Origin of the sequence: Dolosicoccus paucivorans (genome assembly GCF_900100125.1) — a bacterium.
GTDB lineage: Bacteria > Bacillota > Bacilli > Lactobacillales > Aerococcaceae > Dolosicoccus > Dolosicoccus paucivorans.
On sequence record NZ_FNEL01000013.1, the window covers coordinates 17,043 to 34,074 of the forward strand.

Sequence of the window (17,032 nt, forward strand, 5' to 3'; positions counted from 1 at the left end):
TATAGTCTAACCTATAGAGACGGGCTAACCCGCGGTACCACTCTAATTGATTTACAAAGGTGTAAATCCGCTTAATCATTGAGTAACGTTCAATGATACGAAGTCGCTACTTTCTTTCACGATCTTATCTCCCGAGTGCGGTTCAATAAACGTTGGGGGTAAGCTTTCACTCGCTCTTACCTCGCTGTTGACCTGGTTGTTTATTTACTCTCTCGTTCCGCGATCATTATTTAATTATTTTGAGCTGCTAAATCTAAATATTTTTCAATAGATTGTTTAATTTCATCGTTTGCGACGGCTTCTTCAATCACTTTATTAACTACAGCTAATAGACTTTCATTTCCTTTATCTACAACAGCAGATTGACCTGCTCCTTCATTTGGAACAGCTTCAGGTGCTTTAGTAATTTTGTCTTCATTCATTCTTAAAAATTCGCCGGCAGTGACACCATCCATAAATACTGCGTCCAGTTGGCCGGTTTTTAGTGCTTCTACTAAAGTGTCATTTTTTTGCATTGAAACAATATCCATCTTAACGCCACTATCAACTAAATAAGCTTCTTGTACCGTTGCTTTTTGAACACCAACTTTTAACCCTTCAAGGTCTTCAACGGTTTGAACTGAATCAGCATTATCTTTAGCAACTAAGATATAGCTTTCGCCTTTATGGTAAGGAGTTGAAAAATCAATTTGTTTTGCTCTTTCTTCCGATTGGTTCATTCCTGCTAATGCAATATCAATGCGTCCTGTTTTAACGGATTGAATGAGTGTGTCAAATCCCATGTTACGCACTTCCAATTCAACGCCTAATTCGTCGGCAATTTTTTGCGCTAATTCAATATCTACTCCGACAATTTCTTCTTTACCATCTTTCATTACAATCCATTCAAAAGGCGGAAAGTCAGCACTCGTTCCCAAAACTAACTTGCCATTTTTTTGAATACTTTCGACATCACTTTTAGCCGAGACAAGTGTTGCTGGCATCATCAGTGCTAAAATCATCACGCTTAAAACTAACTTCATTACTTTTTTCATCATACATTTCCTTTCTTAACTTTTATTAATACAAAATAGTATAAAAAAATCGCCTCTATTAGCAAATAGAGACGATTGCATCGCGGTACCACTCTAATTGATCTATTTAATCATAGATCCTCTTATTCATTGAGTAACGTTCAATTAAACGAATCTGTTTCTTAACAGATTATCTCCTGAGTGCGGTTCAATAAATCATTGGTATAGGCTTTCACCTTTTCCTATATCGCTGAATTCCGTTGTTTTATTTACTCTCTCATTCATTGATGATTATTTATTATCTTCAGCAGCTAAATCTAAATACTTTTCAAGAGATTGTTTAATCTCTTCATTGTCTTTCGCTTCTTCAATCACTTTATTAATGACTTCTAGTAAACTTGTATTATCTTTAGCTACCGCCACCGAATAACCTTCGTCATCCGTTGGAATAGTTTCAGATGCTTTAGTAATTGTGTCTTCATTCATTCTTAAAAACTCACCAGCCGTCACAGCATCCATAACAACGGCATCCAGTTTTCCTGTTTTAAGTGTTTCAATGAGAACGTCATTTTTAGGCATGGAAGTTAAATCAATATCCAACTGATTGTTTAATAAATAAGTTTCTTGAATCGTTCCTTTTTGAACTCCAACTTTTAAGTCTTTAAGATCTTGAATTGTCGTCACTTTATCGGCTTTGTCTTTAGCAACGAGAATGTAGCTTTCTCCTTCATAGTAAGGGACAGAAAAATCAACTTGTTGTGCTCGTTCTTCTGTTTGACTAATTCCAGCAAGTGCCATATCAATGCGACCTGTCTTAACGGATTGAATCAGTGTGTCAAATCCGACATTGCGAACTTCTAATTCAACACCTAATTCATCGGCAATTTTTTGACCTAATTCAATATCTACTCCAACTACTTCTTCTTTGCCATCCTTTAAAATGATCCATTCAAAAGGAGGAAAATCAGCGCTTGTTCCTAAAACTAATTTGCCATTTTTTTGAATGCTTTCGACATCACTCTTTGCAAAGGCTAAAGAACTAGGAAGTACTAACATTAAAACTGCTAAACTAACTAAAAATTTAATAACTTTCTTCATATCGTTTCCTTTCTAATTTAATAAAAATAATGAATAAAAAGACCCGTCTCTGCCATTTAATTGACAGAGACGGGAAATTCCGCGGTACCACTCTAATTGATCTGCATTAAAGCAAATCCTCTTATTGATTGAGTAACGTTCAATTAGGCGAAGTCCGCTCACTTCATTCGCGGTCTTAATCTCCTGAGTGCGGTTCAATAAATTATTGGTATAGGCTTTCACCATGTCCTATATCGCTGAATTCCATTAATTTATTTACTCTCTCATTCACTGACTTTCATTATTTGATTCCTAGTATAACAACTTAATTTTCATTTGTAAAGAGAAATTATAAAATAATTAGAAAAACACATAAGGCGAGTAGCCCAATGCTTTCAATAATCGTTGTGTTGGATAGTATAAAACCATACTTAGAACCACATTAAATGTTAATGTTGGCCCTAAACGGTAAACTAAAAACTCAGACAGCGTCACGCCAGTCATTCCTGTTTCACGGTAAAATAAAAAGAGCATAAAATCAACAAAACTAATCATTAAAATAAATAACATAAATTGAATGATCGCTGATTTTGGAAAAAGACTTTTTACTTTACTAATGAAATAGGCAACTAAAAAGTAAAGGGTCGCGTAAAGCCCTAAAATTGTATAAGTATACGAGTCAACGAGTAAACCAAGTAAAAAAGAGTAAACTAAGTAGCGAGGCATATTGAAATAAAAGCCAAAAACGACGACGACATATAAAGTCAAATGAGAAATAATCACTTGTCCTTCACCAATAAATGAGTGAGGGAATATCGCCGGAAGTGCAGAATCAATGACAATCGCTAAAAAAGCGAGTGTTAAATAAGTCATGCGATTAGTTTGGTCATGTCCCATTCTATTCATATATTATTCACTCCGATTCTCGCGTTGAATGACAGTTACATAGCGGATATCTGTCATCTCACCGGCAGGCTTAATTTCCACAATTTGGAATAAACCGTAGTCATCCATTTTAGAATCCGCCACTTCACCAATAAGTAAAGTACTTGGTGTCACTCCACCTAATCCACTTGTAATGACTTTATCTCCTACTTCTACTTGAGCTTCGGGATCAACTTCTGTCATAATATAATGTTTACTTTTACGGTTGTAGCCACTTACAATACCATTAACAGACCCTTTTTTAGCTTGTATACTTGCGGCTACTTTTCCTTCATTTGACTGGTCGGTCGTTAAGAGAAGAACTTTTGAACTCGTTGGGTTTACTTCAATAATGCGCCCAATTAAGCCATTTCCTGCCATAACAGTCATATTCGGTTCAATTCCATCGGCCGCTCCCACATCGATCGTGAGACTTTCCATCCATTGGTTAGGATTTCTTGCGATCACTGTTGCATTGATCGTCGCATAGTTACTCAATGTTTGTTTTAAGTCTAGCTCTTGTTTCATTTTATTATTTTCAGCTTCTAAATCCGCTAGTCTTACTTGCAACTCGTCTACTTTATCAATTTTTGTTTTAAGCTGTTGATTTTCTTCAAAGGTGTTCAACAAGCTATCCACTGAGTTGACAAAGCGAGCAACCATTGAAACAGGTTGAGTAAAAATACGCCCAATCCAAGCTGTGCCATCGTTAGCTGAACTTGTCACCACATTAGTAGACGAGCTTGTCATTGTATACCCTACTAAGGAGATAATCGCTATACTTGATAATAGTATTCCAATTAATTTTTTATTGTTTAACACTCTTTAGCCTCATTTCATTAACGTTTTGTTCGTTCTACTTTTTTTATTTGTCGTTGTAAATCATCAAGCACATACCCTGCTCCTAAAGCCACCACATCCATTGGATATTCAGCTAAATGAACAGGCATATTTAATTCTTTTTGAAGCCTTTCTGGCAAACGTTTTAAAAGACTTGTTCCACCCGAGAGCAAAAGGCCTGAATTACTTATATCAACAATTAGTTCAGGAGGCGTTTGTTCTAAAACGTCTTGAATCCCTGTAATAATTTGACGAATTAACGGTTCAATCGCTCGCGAAATAATTAAACTACGTACATTGCGTTCTATTGGTAAAAAGTTAGTAGCTCGCTGCCCCGCTGTAAGGCAAGTCTCTTTTTCGTCGCTTGCTGTTAACACGGCATAACCTATTTCCTGTTTGATCTTTTGAGCCATCTGTTCACTAATAATCATTTCATAATGAAGACGCAAAGCTTCTTGAATATACTGGTCAAATAAATCGCCACCAATTGGTAGTGCTTTACTGTAGACATGATCATTATAAGACAAAACCCCAATATCAGTCACAGCACTGCCGATATCAACCACTAAATGTCCTTTAGGTTCTTGAATCGGTAACTTAGCTCCTAGAGCTGCTGCGTAAGGTGCTTCTAAAATCATTGCTTTATGAATATTTAACTCCTTTAAAACATCTAATAAAGCTTTTTGTGATATTTGTGACGTTTCACTAGGGATACAAATTACAATTTCTGATTGGGGAGTTCGTTTGTTCAACGCCTTTTTAATAAAAAAACTCAGCATTGGCTTTAGAAGTGTCATACTGTCGACAACGCCATATTTTATCGGATGAATGATTTCAACGTCTTTATTGGTTTTGCCAATTAAATGAATCGCTTCCTGTCCAAAAGCTACCGGTTCTTTAGATGTACGGTCAATAGCTACAACAGAAGGTTCACGTAAGGCGATGCCTTTTTTTTCAATGTAAATGACCGTATTCGCGCTACCTAGATCGATCCCCACACGCGCTTTTTTAAAAAACATGCCTTCACCTTCCTGTCCTTTTTAAAATCCTACTTTCAATTATAGCAAATCTCTTTCGTAAAAAGCTAGCGAAGGTAAAGGTTTTTAAATCAAAAAAAGCATCCCGAAGGATGCTAAGTATTTGTTTAATTATAATTTAACAACGTTCACTGCTTGAGGACCACGTTCGCCTTCTTCAACTTCAAACTCAACGGCTTGACCTTCTTCTAGCGTTTTGAATCCTTCAGATTGGATTGCTGAGAAATGTACGAATACATCATCTGCATCTTCACGTTCGATAAATCCAAATCCTTTGTCTGCATTGAACCATTTAACTGTTCCTTGTTCCATCAATATTACCTCCTCGAGTGCCCAGCACTACTATATTTATTCTTGCAAGCTGGTACGAAGCAGTAAATTGACATTCTTACCAATTTCAAAAACATTACTTAAATTATACCATCTTTCACAATTAATAGCAATTACTTTAATCGCTTCCATAAAGCTTTTCAACGACGATTACGATTGCGCCGTTAGCTAAATCGCTCGGTATTGATACATTAAATCATCTTCTAAAATATCCGCATCATTGTATATCGGCCCTTCTAGCGTGAATGCATCTTTAATTTGCTTCCATAACGAAGGATGAATTTCTTCTACCTTCCCTCGAGCGGGACGTTCAACTTCATGAATATAAGGAATCTGACCGGTAATCTCTTCATTGGCGACAACAAAAATCTCTTTATTGGTATACCCTTCTTTTCTTAATTCATCAATTACTTCCAACGCTTCAGGAACAGTGTAATAAACACCAATAACCCGTTTAGTCATAGCTTTCACCCTTTATTTATTATTAAATTAAGTATGACAGGGGCCAATTCAATATGCAATCATAACCATTTAAGAAAATAAATTGGTTTCTTCTCGAATACTTAAATAACGATCTTCGCCAATAATAAAGTGATCCAACAATTCAATTCCCATCAAATCGCCGCATTCAATGAGTCGTTTAGTAAAGTTTAAATCTGCGGGGGAAGGTTTAGTGTCACCGGACGGATGATTATGCGCGATAATAATCCGTGCGGTAGGGTACTTCACTGCTTCTTTAAAGATTTCTCTTGGATGAGCAACGCTTTGAGAGACACTGCCGATAAAAATATTTTTTGTTTGAATGACCTCGTTTTTAGTGTTGAGAAATAATGCCATTAAATGTTCTTGGTGTAAATGCTTCATATTATCTAATAACCACTCCCCGGCAGCCGTCGTTGAAAGAATTTGGCCTCTTTTCAACAGACGACTTTGATAGACTCGCTGGCCAAATTCAATGGCTGCTTGAAGCTCAATGGCTTTAACAGGACCAATTCCTGGCACTTCTTGCAACTCTTCAATACTTACTTGCCGCAATTGGTATAAATCTTTAAAATGCGTCAACACAGATTGGGCTAAATTTAATACACTAGTCTTTCTTGTTCCTGTTCGCAACAAAATCGCAAGCAGTTCATAATCAGCCAATGCTTTAGCACCATACAACAACAAACGTTCCCGCGGTTGAGAATCAACCGGAAGTTCTTGAACTTTTAACAATGAATTTTGCATAAAAAATACCTCCTATTACATAAGTTAGTAAAATAGAAGGTATTCCATTTTTATTTTTTAGTTAAATAACTTCGAACGTCCGATACAAAATAAAGTGAACCGGTCACTAAAAGTAAATGGTCCTCAGCGGGGTGGGCATTTAATAAATAATCATCGATCACTGCTTGCCAGTCCTTCGTTAAATGCACTTTTTTAAATTTAATCGTTTCATCTTTTAAAATCTCTTCAAATTGTTCTAACGTCATCGCATATGGATGGTTTAATGTGGTTAAATAAATAGACTGCGGGTTTAATTGAGCCAACAAATGAAGGTGCTCTGCTTGGTTTTTAGTATCTAATCCAGCAAATAAAAGAGTCACTTGTTTATTAGGAAAATAATTCGCTAACGTGTCAGATAACGTTTGAATACCTGCTGCATTGTGTGCTCCGTCGAGATAAATAAGTGGTTGATCGTTAATTTTCTCCATTCGAGCCATCCAGTGAGTAGTCGCTAAAGAGTGTCTAATAGCCGTTTCATCGATTCGTTGTTGGCGGCTTTCCATCCACGCTATAAAGGTTGTTAAAGCAACACCCGCATTGTCAATTTGATGACGACCTAATAGGCTACATGGTAAGTTTTTAAAATACCAGTTTTTAAATGTATAATCCCACTGCATCCTTTGTCCAATAGGCGTAGCATAAAAGTCATCATCTAGTTTATAGACTATTGCTTCTTTTGATATAGCATATTGTTGAATGACGGATAATGGAGTACCTTGAATATTTCCAACAACCACTTGGGAGCTGGGTTTAATAATGCCAGCTTTTTGATAGGCGACTTCTTGTAAAGTATCGCCTAATTTATCCCCGTGATCTAGTCCAATAGTTGTTATAACAGCGACTTGGGCATTTAAAACATTCGTAGTGTCTAGTAATCCACCAATACCTACTTCAGCAATAAAGACATCAGGCTGGATATGCGCAGCGAATAGAATACCCAATAAAGTAATGATTTCATAAGTCGATAAGGGAATTTGATTCTTTTTCAAACAATAATCGTTATACTCTTTTGCTTTATTAAGGAGCATTAACAATGTTTCATCATCAATATTTTGATTATTCACTTGGTATCGTTCGTTAAAGGACATAATATGAGGTGACGTTAAAGTCACTACTTTTTGGTCATAAGCTAAAAATAATTCGCTTAAAAAAGCAGTGGTTGATCCTTTACCATTGGTACCTGTAATATGAATCACAGGTAAATTTAAATGTGGATTATTAAAGTAGTCTAGGGCTTGATGCATCGCATCAAGCCCTAGACGTGGATGGTCGACTGTTTGTTGATACAGCCATTCCATTCCTTGTTCTATCGTTGCTAGTGTCATAAAATCCCTCTTACTACAAAGATTTTAAGTGTTCGATTTGCTCTTTAACTTTATCATATTGGCTGACGTAATCGACACGTTTATCTTTTTCTTTTTGAACAACCGCTTCCGGCGCTTTATCGACAAAGTTTGCGTTTTGTAATTTTTTGTCTAAGCGATCGATTTCTTTTTGTAAACGATCTAATTCTTTTTCTAAACGCGCAATTTCATCTTCAATATGAATGAGTCCTTCTAAAGGCATCATAATTTGTGCAAATGGTAAGGTTTGCGTAATCATTTCAGTATCTGTTTGTGGGTCTAAAGCGATTTCTAATTGTTTTGGATTAGTAAATCGTTGTAAGTAAGCCACGTTTTCTTGAAGTAAGTTTAATACTTTTTCGTCATTGGCTTTAATATAAAGATCCACTTCTTTAGATAATGGTGTATTCATTTCACTACGAATATTACGAACTGAACGAATGACATCAATTAATTCGCCCATCGCTTCTTCAGCTTCGTCATTAATATATTCATCTTTAACCACAGGGTAATCGGCAATTACAATAGATTGATCTTCTCGGGTAATTTGTTGGTAAATTTCTTCCGTTACAAACGGCATAATTGGATGAAGTAACAATAAGATTTGTTCTAACACATAGAGTAAGATACTACGAGTCGTTGTTGTATCTTGTGATTCGTCTTGCAGTTGTTCTTTAGTCATCTCAATATACCAGTCACAATAGTCATGCCAAATAAAGTTATATAAGACACGTCCTGCTTCACCAAATTCAAAACGATCGAATAATCGCGTTGTTTCTTTAATGGTGGTTTGTAAACGAGCTAAAATCCATTGATCGGCTAATGTTTGGTCTTTTTCAATTTGAATATCTTCTAGACGTAAATCCCCTACTTGCATTAAAGCGTAGCGGCTTGCGTTCCAAATTTTATTAATAAAGTTCCACGCTGCTGCCATACGCTCTGGACTATAGCGTACATCTTGACCTGGTGAAGAACCATTGGCTAAGAACCAACGTAAAGCATCCACACCGTATTCATCAATGACATCCATTGGATCAATACCGTTGCCTAGAGATTTACTCATCTTACGTCCTTGTTCGTCACGAATTAAACCGTGGATTAAAACGTTTTTGAATGGGCGAGTACCGGTAAATTCTAGCCCTTGGAAAATCATACGACTGACCCAGAAGAAAATAATGTCATACCCTGTAACCAATGTATCCGTTGGGTAATAACGCTCAAAATCAGCGGTTTTTTCTGGCCAACCCATCGTTGAAAATGGCCATAACGCTGAGCTGAACCATGTATCTAACACATCTGTATCTCGTGTCCAATTTTCAGCATCTTCTGGTTCTGTTTCACCGACGTAAACTTCACCTGTTTCGTTATGGTACCAAGCAGGTATTTGATGTCCCCACCATAGTTGACGAGAAATGACCCAGTCATGAACATTTTCCATCCATCCGATAAATGTATCGTTAAATCGTGGTGGATAAAAAGCGACATGATTGTCTGTTTCTTGTTTATCAATGGCTTCTTGAGCAAGAGGTTGCATTTTAACAAACCACTGAGTTGATAATAATGGTTCTACTACAGCGCCACTACGTTCAGAGTGTCCGACGCTATGAAGATGATCTTCAATTTTAATTAAATAACCTTGTTCTTTTAAATCTTTGACGACTGCTTTACGTGCTTCAAAACGGTCCATACCGTTATAAGCGCCCGCTTCTTCGTTCATTGTGCCATCTAAATTCATCACGTTTAAGCGCGGTAAATCGTGACGGTTTCCGACTTCAAAGTCATTTGGGTCATGGGCTGGCGTAATTTTAACAACCCCTGTTCCAAACTCGCGGTCAACATAATGATCCGCTACGACCGGAATTTCACGGTCCATTAATGGCAATAGGACATGTTTACCGATTAAATGTTGATAGCGTTCATCATCTGGGTGAACCGCAATCGCTGTATCTCCTAACATTGTTTCCGGACGAGTAGTTGCGATTTCAACAAATTCATCTGTTCCAACAATTGGGTAACGAACGTGATAGAACGCACCTTGAACTTCCTTATGTTCGACTTCAATATCAGATAGAGCTGTTTGCGCTGCTGGGTCCCAGTTAATAATATACTCACCGCGATAAATTAAACCTTTATTGTATAAATCAACAAAGACTTTGTTAACCGCTTTGTTTAATCCTTCATCGAGCGTAAAGCGTTCTCTTGAGTAGTCAACAGAAATTCCCATTTTAGCCCACTGGTCACGGATTGTTTGCGCATATTCTTCTTTCCATTTCCAAACTTCATCGACGAACTTCTCACGACCTAAATCATAGCGCGAAATTCCTTCTTCACGTAATTTAGCTTCAACAACTGCTTGGGTCGCAATACCCGCGTGGTCCATTCCTGGTAACCATAACGTATCATACCCTTGCATTCGTTTTTGACGGATGATCATATCTTGTAGCGTCACGTCCCAAGCATGACCTAAGTGTAAACGTCCCGTCACGTTTGGTGGCGGGATAACGATGGAATACGGTTTAGCGTTTGGATCTTCGGAAGGTTTAAAGACTCCTTCTTCTAACCATTGTTGATATTTTCCAGCTTCGACCTTTTGGGAGTCGTATTTTGTGGACATTTCTACTTTATTCAATTGATTCTTCCTTTCTTACTCTATTGCCGTTTGTATTTTTCTAAAAATAAAAACGCCCCATGTTTATAACATAGGACGCTTATGGGCGTGGTACCACCTAAATTTAGATTATTCATCTCTCATCATTGATAACGAAGTAAACCTTCGTAATAAGCTACTTATAGTTCACTTATTATTGCTCCGAGCGACGTTTCATTGACGTAGAAACTTTCACCACTGTTTCTTCTCTGTAGGTGTCAATTACTTATTCTCTTCACGGCATCATTATTAAATTCCTTAGCCATAGTATACCAAAACTAATGACTGTTGTGAAGAATGGAGTATGGTAAAATGAAAGTATCTCTTTAAATAAGTTAGTAAGGTGATTCCATGAACTATATTTTAGCAAGTCAGTCGCCAAGACGTATTGAATTAATGAGCTATTTAGTCAAAGAGTTCGATATCCAAGTCGCTTCTATTGATGAAGAAGCTATCACCCAGCGTCTTTTAAAAAATGAAACCTTCCCTTATACAACCGCTATCGCTAGCCGTTTAGTCGAAACTCTCGCTCAAGAAAAGGCACGCCAAATCGATTGTTCCTCTGCTGTTGTCATTGGCTCCGATACATTAGTTTACTCGCCAACCCAAGGAATGCTTGGTAAGCCAAAAGATGCCAGCGAAGCTGAAAAGATGTTGGTGGAATTGAGCAAAGAAAGAAGTCATACAGTTCATACGGGCGTGTGTATTTTCTATAAAGATCAGTGTCTTACTTTTTCAACAATTGCCCGCGTTTTCTTTCAACCTTATAATTCACTACAACATCAGTTAATTTTAGACTATATTCAATCGGGATCACCCTTTGATAAAGCTGGTGGCTACAGTATTGGAGATAAAGGAAGTCTCTTCATTCAAAAAATTGAAGGCGATTATTATACGATTTTAGGTTTTCCTATTAGTGAGGTTTACCGTCAATTAAAACAAGCGAACCTACTATAAAAGAGGCTCGCTTGTTTTGCTTTATAATAAATCGCTAAAGTTATCTTCTGTTGCCTTCAAATAGTTAGCGTCTACGACACACACTTCAACTCCCGCCACAGCTTCATCGACAAGAGTTTGAATACTTATCGCTTCATTAAGGACTGCTTCGGCTTCTTCAGCACTTTGTAAAGAAGGTTTTGTTCGCGGTGAGCGCGGTGCAAAGACTGTACAACAATCTTCAAAAGGTTCGTTCGATAAATCATGAGTGCCAATTTGTTGCGCTAATTCAATAATATCGTTTTTATCAGTAGCAATTAATGGACGCAAGATAGGCGTTGAGGTCACTGCATTAATCGCATACATACTTTCTAACGTTTGAGAAGCGACTTGTCCTAGAGATTCACCCGTCACAAGAGCTAAGGCTTTACGTTGAGAAGCCAGTTGATCTGTAATACGAACCATCATACGACGCATCACTGTCATGGATAAATCATCGGGAACGTGCTCTTTAATGGCTGCTTGAATTTTAGTAAACGGAACGTTATGAAACGTTATCGGCATTCCGTATTCTGAAATTTTAGCGGCCAATTTTTTCGTTTTTTCCAAAGCTTGCGGGCTTGTGTAAGGTGGACTACTAAAATGAACTGCTTCAATCTCCATTCCACGACGCATCAATTCATACCCAGCAATGGGTGAATCAAACCCGCCTGATAACATTAACATGCCTCGTCCACCTGTACCGTAAGGAAAACCACCCAAGCCAGCAAAGGTTTCTAAGGATAAATAAGCGACTTTATGGTGAATATGCACGACTAATTTATGTTTACCGTGTTTTAAATCAACAGACATCTCAGGGTAAGCTTCTCCAATAGCGCCACCAACAAATCGTCCAACTTCCATCGAGCTATGAGGGTACTTTTTATCTGAACGTCGAGCTACGACACGGAAAGTATCTCCGGGCTTTACTTCAATTTGCTTAAATAGCTCTAACGCTTTTTCGGCCATCGCTTCTAATGTTTTTTCTGCCGGATAAGTGGGCTCGAAACGCTGGATGCCTGGGACTTGTTTTAATTGTTCGATGACTGATTCATAGGACCCCTTAGTCCAATTCAGTAAAATAAAATCATGACGAATAGCAATCTTCATATCTGGATCGATTGCTTTGGTTTTAAAACGAATGTTTTCAGCTAGTTTGTTAGTAAAAGCTTTTCTATTTTTTCCTTTAGTAGTCAGTTCACCGTAGCGAACCATAATTTGTTTGGACATAATTACTCTCCTTTTTGAGTTAATGTGTTAAAAGATCGACTGACTTTTTGAATCGTTTTTATTAAATAATCGACATCACTTTGAGTCGTTGTTTTAGCTAAACTGATACGAATCGCTGAATTTGAAATTGCTGTGGACACTTTCATAGCGCTAAGCGTGCTGTGGGTTTGGTGTTTGCGGCTCGAGCACGCGCTCGTAGTAGAGACAAATACGTCTTCTTCTCCAAAAGCGTGAACTAACACTTCCCCAGGAACAGGAGGAAGGGCCGCACAAATAATGTGTTCACTCACATTGTTTGTATCGCCAAAAATAGTCCAACCTTCTTCTTTTAACGCTTCGTCTATTTGTTGACGATAACTGTTTAAACGCTCTTTAGTCTCTTGTTGATTTTCATAGGCTAATCGTAATGCTTTAGAAAAACAAACAATGGCGGCTAAATTTTCTGTACTACTTCTAAGGCCCAATTCTTGGCCTCCACCTAAAAGTAATGATTGACGAGCCACGCGTTCACGAATCGTTAATAAACCTGCTCCGCGAATACTATGAAACTTATGTCCTGATAAACTTAATAAATCAATTCGTGGATGGGTTAAATGATGAAATTGCGTAGTCACACCTTGAACCCCATCAACATGCCAAATAACTTCAGGGTATTGAACAAGTAATGCACTTATTTCTTCCATTGGTTGAATCGTTCCCACTTCATTATTCACTAAAATAGTAGAGATCAATAAAACATCTTCATTTAAAGCATTTTTTAACTCACCTAAATCAATCATTCCCTTTTCATCGACAGAAATCATTTCTACTTGGTACCCTTTTTGTTCTAGTCGTTCTTTTTGCAAACGAACACACGGATGCTCAATAGATGATAGTAAGACTCGGTTGCGGTCTGGTCTTAATTGATGTTGGGCGTCAATGACACTGGTAAAAACCCAATTGTTAGATTCCGTTCCACTTGAAGTGAAAACAACTTCTTGTTCTTTATACTTTAACAGTTCTGCCACTTGTTGTCTTGCTCGTTGCAGTAGCTTTTGAGAGCGAACACCTAATCGGTGTGCGCTAGAAGGGTTAGCAAAATAATCTGTCGTCACAGTATTCATAATAGTGATAATTTCTGGAAGAGGCTTTGTGGTAGCAGCATTATCAAAGTAATACATCCTGTCATTCCTACTTTCTAATAGTTTTATGAATAAAAAAACAACCACAAAACAGTGGTTGTCTTTCTTTTAATAATGAGTATTTTGTTTTTCCGTATGGTACATGCGACGCACTTGAGTTGGCGCTTCGCTATCAATACGGCGTAATGCTTTTTCAATCACAGCAAGTGCTCCATCGTAGTCATACTTTTGGTAGAATAAATGTTGAGCTTGACGAATCGCTTCATCAATTTCTGGATAATCAAAGCGGAAACGGTTGCTATGTTGAATCATATACTCAGTTAAGACAGCATTGTCGATAATTCGATCTGTTTCTTCTTTTAGCTTATCAAATTGATGGCTTAAATCCAAATCAAATTGTTCGATTTCTGGCATATCAATACGAACTTGATTTAACATCTTAGCAAACTCTTCTACTTGATGAGTTACACGGTAAAACAAATCGTAAAATTCTTCGCTTAAACCAGGTAAATTATGCTTTTCTAAACGGCGTTTTAAATTACGCATTGTTAAGTCATAATTTTCTAAATGTTCTTTTACTTCCTTTTCGCGTTCGTAAAGAGTTCCTAATGTAGCAATCATACCCGTTTGTTGTTCTGATACTTCTTCAGCTTGTTTACGAATCTTTTTCAAGTCGTCTTCAATATCTGAATAAATAATCTCTGACTCTTCATCAACAGTCTGCAAATCTTTTAAGGTAGTTGCCGCAGTCTTTAAACGCTGAGTCAATTCCTTAATCTTAGACTCTTCATTATTATGTAAAATATAACTTTGTGCAATGCGATCAATTTCGCTTGCAACGTAGTCATTTTCTTTACGCGTTTCACGTAGAAGCTGCTCAATCGCATTTCCTTGTTTTGAAACAAATTCTTTCGCTTTAATTTCAGATTCCATGGAAACATATAAATCTTCAATTTCGCGATCTGATTTGTCCATTAAGGTTTGTGCTTGGAATAAATCAGCATTTTTAATGGCTGTTTTTGCTTCATTGAGCTGTTCTTGAACTTCGTCTACCGATTCTAAAATGCGATCATTTTTGAAATGATAGCCACTATCTTTCATTCGCTGATAACCTTTTCGTAAGTCATCTAGAGATTCTTCATAGTTCGTTTTGATTTCTTCATACATCGTTGGAATTTTTTCTAAAATCTCTTCCAAACTCGTTAAGTCAGAATCAATAGAGGATAAAATATCTCTTGCTTCTAAATAATCTCCTTGAGAGGTTAAATCGGAATACGTTGTAAACGTTGCTTCAATTTGATTTAAATTCTTCTCTAAGGTTTCAATGGCTGGGCCATATTCAAAGCTATGATTTAAAATGTTTTTACGTGCGCCGTTATATCGTTCATATAATTCAGCATGATCCTCGTCATTGGATTCAATAACCGCAAAAATATCTTCTAAAGAGTGATCTAACTCTTCCATTTGCGGTTGAATTTCATCAAGGAGCTCACGTGCGTCATCGATATCACTTTTAGCTTTAAATAATTGAAGCATTTGATCCACTGCTTGTTCAGCATTCACAATAGCTGCATCCACGTCAGTGAACTTATAGTTTTGTAACGTTTGCCATTCGGCTTGTAAACTTTCATATTTACGCTTTGTTTGTCCAGACAATTCCATATTCTTTAAAGTATGTAGTTGTTCGGCAACTGGTATCGCTATCACTTCTTCTTTACGGTCATTGAGTTCTTGAATTTCTTTTTCAAGTTTATTACGTAAATAATATAATACAATATATCCAATGATGGCGATGACAAGAAGACCTAATAATATATCAGTAAATTTCATTCATCACTCGCTCCCTCTGTTTGGAATGTTTATTTCCTATGTAAATTTGTAAGTGTACCTATCAACATTGAGTATATCATTTTCACTAACTTATTAAAAGAAAATTATACATTTTGATAAGCAATCTTGTTGTGATTGAAGCACGGTTTAGAGGTCAAAATGAAAAAGAACAAGCTAGAGAAAGCTCTAACTTGTTCTTGAAATGATATAAAGCTAGAATTAACCAAGTTTGTTGTAGTACTCAACGATTAACGCTTCGTCAATTTCAGCGTTTAATTCTTCACGTTGTGGCATACGAGTTAATGTACCTTCTTTTTTGTCTTCGTTAAATTCTACGAAGTCTAAGCGAGTTACAACATCTTCTAAAGCATCTTTAATGATTTGTAAATCTTCGCTTGATTCACGTAAGCCAATAACTTGACCTGGTTGAACTAAATATGATGGAATATCTAAACGTTTGCCATCCACTGTAATGTGGCCATGACTTACTAATTGACGTGCTTGACGACGTGTTGTCGCAAATCCTAGACGATAAACTAAGTTATCTAGGCGAGTTTCAAGTAACGCCATGAAGTTCTCACCGTGTTTACCTTCGCGGATTTTACCTGCTTGTAAGTATAAGTTACGGAATTGACGTTCGTTCAATCCATACATGAAACGTAGCTTTTGTTTTTCTTGTAGTTGTAGTCCGTATTCAGATAACTTCTTACGTTGGTTACCGTGTTGTCCTGGTGCGTACGGACGACGTGAAAGCTCTTTACCTGTTTCTGTTAATGAAATACCTAAACGACGTGATAAGCGCCATGTTGGTCCTGTATATCTTGCCATTATTAAATTCCTCCAATGTAAATAATTATATATGGAGTAAAATAATCCCAAAAAACCGAATACGTGCAGTCCTCTTTCAACGTTCGCTAGTTGCAGCCGCAGTTACTAGTTGACCTTTATAAAAGGTTTTAGACTGTTGACGTGCTTTCTTTTTTTGTGCTGCATTATTTTACACAACTATGATTGTACCAAAAGTTTATCCTTTAAACAACCCTTAAAGTGCTTGAATTTACCCAAAATTTTACGGTTTCATAGATAATAACAAAAGTCCGAGGTGTTCACATGTGGAAAGCATGGATTCCTCGGGCTTTTAAACTATCCACAGCGTAAATCTGTGGACTAATTTCGTCCTGTTGCATGGTATAATTGAATCATCACAAAACAAAAATACAGAACAGGAACTGAGGTTATTTTACCATGAATTCTATAGAAATATATCAAACGAAGCGAAGTTTACTTACTTTTTTAGAAAAACTGACTAAAGGTCTTTCTAAACCACGGAAGAAATTTTACAGCGATATTTTATATGGAATGTCAAAAGCTCAAAATACACTGTTATCAGATATTGCAC

15 protein-coding genes and 4 other annotated features are annotated in these 17,032 nt (G+C 37.0%); of the genes, 1 reads left to right on the forward strand and 14 read right to left on the reverse strand.

The annotated features are described in order from the left end of the window. Positions 1-12: 12 nt before the first annotated feature. Positions 13-229: a binding site (T-box leader), on the reverse strand. Position 230: 1 nt separating this feature from the next. From BLR79_RS03295 to BLR79_RS03340, 10 genes are all read right to left on the reverse strand, one after another. Then, entirely contained in the window at positions 231-1,034 is an 804-nt protein-coding gene (locus BLR79_RS03295) for a transporter substrate-binding domain-containing protein (RefSeq protein ID WP_159427582.1), read from the reverse strand. 64 nt (positions 1,035-1,098) lie between these two features. After that, positions 1,099-1,307: a binding site (T-box leader), on the reverse strand. Next, positions 1,305-2,111, reverse strand: a complete 807-nt coding sequence (locus tag BLR79_RS03300) for a transporter substrate-binding domain-containing protein (protein WP_092084840.1) — start codon at positions 2,109-2,111, stop codon at positions 1,305-1,307. Its footprint overlaps the feature before it by 3 nt. 62 nt (positions 2,112-2,173) lie before the next feature. Beyond that, positions 2,174-2,391 (reverse strand) — a binding site (T-box leader). A gap of 59 nt (positions 2,392-2,450) precedes the next feature. Beyond that, complete coding sequence (gene mreD / locus BLR79_RS03305; protein ID WP_092084842.1) at positions 2,451-2,996, reverse strand: rod shape-determining protein MreD; 546 nt, start codon at positions 2,994-2,996, stop codon at positions 2,451-2,453. Between the two features lie 3 nt (positions 2,997-2,999). Then, complete coding sequence (gene mreC / locus BLR79_RS03310) at positions 3,000-3,836, reverse strand: rod shape-determining protein MreC (protein ID WP_092084844.1); 837 nt, start codon at positions 3,834-3,836, stop codon at positions 3,000-3,002. 17 nt (positions 3,837-3,853) lie between these two features. Then, positions 3,854-4,873 (reverse strand): rod shape-determining protein, encoded by a 1,020-nt coding sequence (gene mreB, locus BLR79_RS03315; RefSeq protein ID WP_092084845.1) that lies wholly within the window; start codon positions 4,871-4,873, stop codon positions 3,854-3,856. A gap of 129 nt (positions 4,874-5,002) precedes the next feature. Next, positions 5,003-5,203, reverse strand: a complete 201-nt coding sequence (locus tag BLR79_RS03320; protein WP_092084847.1) for a cold-shock protein — start codon at positions 5,201-5,203, stop codon at positions 5,003-5,005. Positions 5,204-5,389: 186 nt separating this feature from the next. Continuing rightward, entirely contained in the window at positions 5,390-5,683 is a 294-nt protein-coding gene (locus BLR79_RS03325; RefSeq protein ID WP_092084849.1) for a general stress protein, read from the reverse strand. A gap of 69 nt (positions 5,684-5,752) precedes the next feature. Next, entirely contained in the window at positions 5,753-6,448 is a 696-nt protein-coding gene (gene radC, locus BLR79_RS03330) for a RadC family protein (RefSeq protein WP_092084850.1), read from the reverse strand. A 50-nt stretch (positions 6,449-6,498) separates the two neighbouring features. Further along, the gene (locus BLR79_RS03335; RefSeq protein ID WP_092084852.1) at positions 6,499-7,812 is read right to left on the reverse strand and encodes a bifunctional folylpolyglutamate synthase/dihydrofolate synthase; all 1,314 of its coding nucleotides are present in this window, start codon (positions 7,810-7,812) and stop codon (positions 6,499-6,501) included. Positions 7,813-7,825: 13 nt separating this feature from the next. Then, complete coding sequence (locus tag BLR79_RS03340; protein ID WP_092084864.1) at positions 7,826-10,444, reverse strand: valine--tRNA ligase; 2,619 nt, start codon at positions 10,442-10,444, stop codon at positions 7,826-7,828. Between the two features lie 83 nt (positions 10,445-10,527). Beyond that, positions 10,528-10,725: a binding site (T-box leader), on the reverse strand. 103 nt (positions 10,726-10,828) lie between these two features. On the opposite strand from BLR79_RS03340, the gene BLR79_RS03345 reads away from it, so the two are divergent. Further along, a complete protein-coding gene (locus tag BLR79_RS03345) occupies positions 10,829-11,434 on the forward strand; it encodes a Maf family protein (protein ID WP_092084854.1) in 606 nt (201 codons plus the stop codon). A gap of 21 nt (positions 11,435-11,455) precedes the next feature. Here the strand turns inward: BLR79_RS03345 and thiI are convergent, their stop codons facing one another. The 4 genes from thiI to rpsD all read right to left on the reverse strand — a co-directional run bounded on the left by thiI (position 11,456) and on the right by rpsD (position 16,461). Further along, the gene (gene thiI, locus BLR79_RS03350) at positions 11,456-12,682 is read right to left on the reverse strand and encodes a tRNA uracil 4-sulfurtransferase ThiI (RefSeq protein ID WP_092084856.1); all 1,227 of its coding nucleotides are present in this window, start codon (positions 12,680-12,682) and stop codon (positions 11,456-11,458) included. Positions 12,683-12,684: 2 nt separating this feature from the next. Then, the gene (locus tag BLR79_RS03355; protein ID WP_092084858.1) at positions 12,685-13,842 is read right to left on the reverse strand and encodes a cysteine desulfurase family protein; all 1,158 of its coding nucleotides are present in this window, start codon (positions 13,840-13,842) and stop codon (positions 12,685-12,687) included. A gap of 69 nt (positions 13,843-13,911) precedes the next feature. Beyond that, a complete protein-coding gene (locus BLR79_RS03360; protein ID WP_092084860.1) occupies positions 13,912-15,633 on the reverse strand; it encodes a septation ring formation regulator EzrA in 1,722 nt (573 codons plus the stop codon). 219 nt (positions 15,634-15,852) lie between these two features. Then, positions 15,853-16,461, reverse strand: coding sequence for a 30S ribosomal protein S4 (rpsD, locus tag BLR79_RS03365; protein WP_092084862.1), 609 nt, complete (start codon positions 16,459-16,461; stop codon positions 15,853-15,855). Positions 16,462-17,032 lie beyond the last annotated feature (571 nt).